General features: G+C 65.6%; 3 protein-coding genes. 1 reads left to right on the top strand and 2 read right to left on the bottom strand.

Annotated features, from left to right (window positions below):
• Both EN781_RS28830 and xylF read right to left on the bottom strand, forming a co-directional pair.
• A partial coding sequence (locus tag EN781_RS28830; RefSeq protein WP_145965689.1) for a sugar ABC transporter permease occupies positions 1-1,100 on the bottom strand: 1,100 nt, incomplete at its 3' end.
• 158 nt (positions 1,101-1,258) lie between these two features.
• On the bottom strand, positions 1,259-2,299 hold the full coding sequence (xylF, locus tag EN781_RS28825; RefSeq protein WP_127400565.1) for a D-xylose ABC transporter substrate-binding protein: 1,041 nt from the start codon (positions 2,297-2,299) through the stop codon (positions 1,259-1,261).
• Positions 2,300-2,565: 266 nt separating this feature from the next.
• On the opposite strand from xylF, the gene EN781_RS28820 reads away from it, so the two are divergent.
• A partial coding sequence (locus EN781_RS28820) for an ROK family protein (protein ID WP_145965688.1) occupies positions 2,566-3,500 on the top strand: 935 nt, incomplete at its 3' end.

Here is a 3,500-nt window from a genome sequence, read left to right as displayed (position 1 = left end):
AGCGTGCCCAGCGCGTTGGTCGCGGCGTTGAGGCGCGCCGACGAGATCGCCGCGCTGATCGAGGCCAGCACGCCCATAATCATGAACACCTTCATCGTCACCCAGCGCGTGTTGATGCCGGCGAGCGAGGCCGCTTCCGGATTGCCGCCGATGGCAAAGACATAGCGGCCGAAGCGGGTGCGCCTGGTGATGAAGGTCATGACGATGCCGACCGCGACCGCCATCAGCACCGGTATGGCGATGCCATGGGCGATGAACAGGCCGCCTTCGGGAATGGCGATGCCTTTCTGCTCGGCGTACTGGCGCACGATGCCGACCGGCCACGGATAGGAATTGGCGACCCAGACCGCGCCGAGGATGGCGGCGCAGGCGACGATGCCGAGGAAGATTTCGGCCCATACCGGGCGCAGCGGGAAATTGAACCGCTTGCGCTGCGAGCGGCCGTTGAGCAGCGCGAAAGCGGCCGCCGCGCAGGCGACGACGCCGACGACCCAGCTGGCTGTGGCGCCGATCGAGCCGCGCGGTCCGCCGCCCATCAGCTGGAAAGTGGCGTCGAGCGGCGCGACCGTGCGGCCGCTGGTGATCATCCAGGCCATGCCGCGCCAGACCAGCAGGCCACCCAGCGTGACGATGAAGGCCGGCACCTCCATGTAGGCGATGATGAAGCCCTGGAACGCGCCGATCGCCAGGCCAAGCACCACGCCGGCGGCGAGCGCGATGATCCAGAGCCACGGATTGCCGAGCTGGAAGCCAATGACTCGAATGAGGAATTCGGCCTGCGCCACGCCCATGATCATGCCGACCACGCCCTCGACGGAGCCGACGGAAAGGTCGATGTTGCGCATGACGATGACCAGCACCATACCGGTCGCCATGATCGCCACCGAGGAGGTCTGCACCGACAGGTTCCAAAGGTTGCGCGGGGTCAGGAAGAGCCCGCCCGACAGGACGTGGATGCCGATCCAGATGACCAGCAGCGCGCCGACCATGCCGAGCATGCGCGTGTCGAGTTCGGTTGCCTTAAGGAAGCGGCCGGCGGCGCTGAGTTCGGCTGCGCGTGCCCGGTCCGCGGCGACCGTGCTTGAGGTCGTATCGGTCATGATTTCCTCCCACCGGTTGCCGTCTGGCGCGGTTGCCGGAACATGATTCTATTGGCTTTCCCGGCTCACTTGAAGCCGGAAGCCGTTGCGAAGCGAAGCTCGATGGACGCCGCGGCTCTTGGGCCGCGGCGCCGAGTCTTCAAACCGGAAGGCTTGCCTCAGTTGCAGGCGGCGACGGCGCCGGCGGCAACGCCGGCGCAGACTTCGTCCTTCTTGATCCAGCCCGCGTCGATGACGACGTTGAGGTTGTCCTTGGTGATCGCCACCGGCGTCAGGAACAGCGACTTGACGGTGTTGCCGCCCGGCGTGGTGAAATCCTTGACGCCGGCGATGTCTGTCATCTTCTTGCCGTCGGCGAGCGCCGAGGCGATCTCGGCGGCGTTCTTGCCGAGCTCGCGCGCGTCCTTCCACACCGACACGGTCTGCGTGCCGAGTGCGATGCGGTTCAGCGCGGCGTGGTCGCCGTCCTGGCCCGACACCGGAACGGTCCCGGCGAGGCCCTGCGCCGTCAGCGCGGCGACGACGCCACCTGCGGTGCCGTCATTGGCCGCCACCACCGCATCGACCTTGTTGTCGTTGGCGGTCAGGAACTGCTCCATGTTCTTCTGCGCGTTGGCGGGCAGCCAGCCGTCGGTATAGGCCTCGCCGACATTCTTGACCTTGCCGCCGTCGATGGCTACCTTCAGGACTTCCATGGAGCCGGCGAACAGGAAATCGGCGTTCGGGTCGGCGCCCGAGCCCTTGATGAAGACATAGTTGCCTTCCGGCTTGACCTTGAACACTTCGCGGGCCTGCATACGGCCGACTTCCTTGTTGTCGAAGGTCAGGTAGAAGACGTCCTTGTTCTCGATCAGCCGATCGTAGCCGACGACTGGAATGCCTTCGTCCAGCGCCTTCTGCACCGCCGGTCCGACCGCGGAGGCGTCCTGCGCCAGCACGATCAGGGCGTTGGCGCCCTGCGATATCAGGCTTTCGACGTCGGTCAGCTGCTTGCCCGGATTGGACTGCGCGTCGGCGGAAATATACTTGTCGCCGGCCGCCTCGATGGCCTTCTTCATCGCCGCTTCATCGGTCTTCCAGCGTTCTTCCTGGAAGTTCGACCAGGAAACACCGATCCCCTTGTCCTTCGCCTCGGCGACCGACGCGAGCGTCAACGACATGGCGACACCCGCCAGCATGGCGGCTGCGAATTTCTTCATGATATCCTCCCTGCGCCATTGCGGCGCGACCCAGACTGGCCCTGAGGCCGGCATAGAGGCTTTTTTTCGAGCCTCGAAAAAATAGTGATCCAACGCCGGAGCGCTGTCAACATTGATTCTGCTGGATTCTGACGCCCCTGCGAATTTTTTTCGAGCTCCGTAATAAATAAATGACAGGCCGGCCCGCTTCTGCCACAATTCATACGGTGTCCGCCGACGGCCCCTTGAGATCAAAAACGGCCGCGACGACCGGGAGGAAATAGGGCATGTCGGTTGGAATCCGCCACGACGATCTGCGCCGACGCAACCGGGCGATGGTGATTTCGGCCGTGCGCCGCGCCGGCCAGCCGTCGCGGACCGAGATCGCCGCCACCACCGGCCTCAGCCATTCGACCATCTCGGCGATCTCGTCCGACCTGATCCAGGAAGGCATCCTGACCGAGAGCAAGGCAAACGAGGCTGTTTCGCTGAAGCGCGGCCGGCCGCAGGTCGGGCTTGCGCTCAATCCGGAAGCCACGGCGGTGATGACGGTGGTCCTGTCGCTGAACTTCCTTTCCGTCGCCGTCATCGACTACGCCGGGCAGGTCATTGCCGAAGAGCAGCGCCGCCTCGACACGGCGATCATGCCGCGCGACGAGCTGATCGGCGAATGCGTGGCCATCGTCCGGCGCCGCTTCGAGGATCCCGATCTCGACGTCCGCGGCGTCGCCCGCATCGCCATGGGCATCCAGGGCATCACCGACACCCATGCCCGCGCCATGTTGTGGTCGCCGATCACGCCGCAGACCGACATCGCCTTCGCCGACATACTGGAAGCCGAATTCGGCGTTCCGGCCACCATGGAGAACGACTGCAACATGATGGCGGTGGCCCTGCAGTGGCGTGACCCTGACCGCTACCGCGACGACTTCATCGCCATCCTGCTGTCGCACGGCATCGGCATGGGGCTGGTGCTGAAGGGAGAGCTGTTCACCGGCACCCATTCCTCGGGCGGCGAATTCGGCCATATGATCCACCGGCCGGGCGGCGCGCTCTGCCGCTGCGGGCGGCGCGGCTGCGTCGAGGCCTATGCCGGCAACTACGCCATCTGGCGCAATGCCAAGGAGATGGGCGAGGACGCCGAGCCGGTCGATGTCAGCGACGCCGACATGCGCTCGCTCGCAGCGCGGGCGCGCGCCGGCGACGGTCCGGAGCGCCAAGC

Origin of the sequence: Mesorhizobium sp. M4A.F.Ca.ET.090.04.2.1, from assembly GCF_003999085.1 — a bacterium.
Lineage (GTDB): Bacteria > Pseudomonadota > Alphaproteobacteria > Rhizobiales > Rhizobiaceae > Mesorhizobium.
Note: the sequence above shows the minus strand (reverse complement) of the source record. Positions and strands in the feature narration are given on the sequence as shown.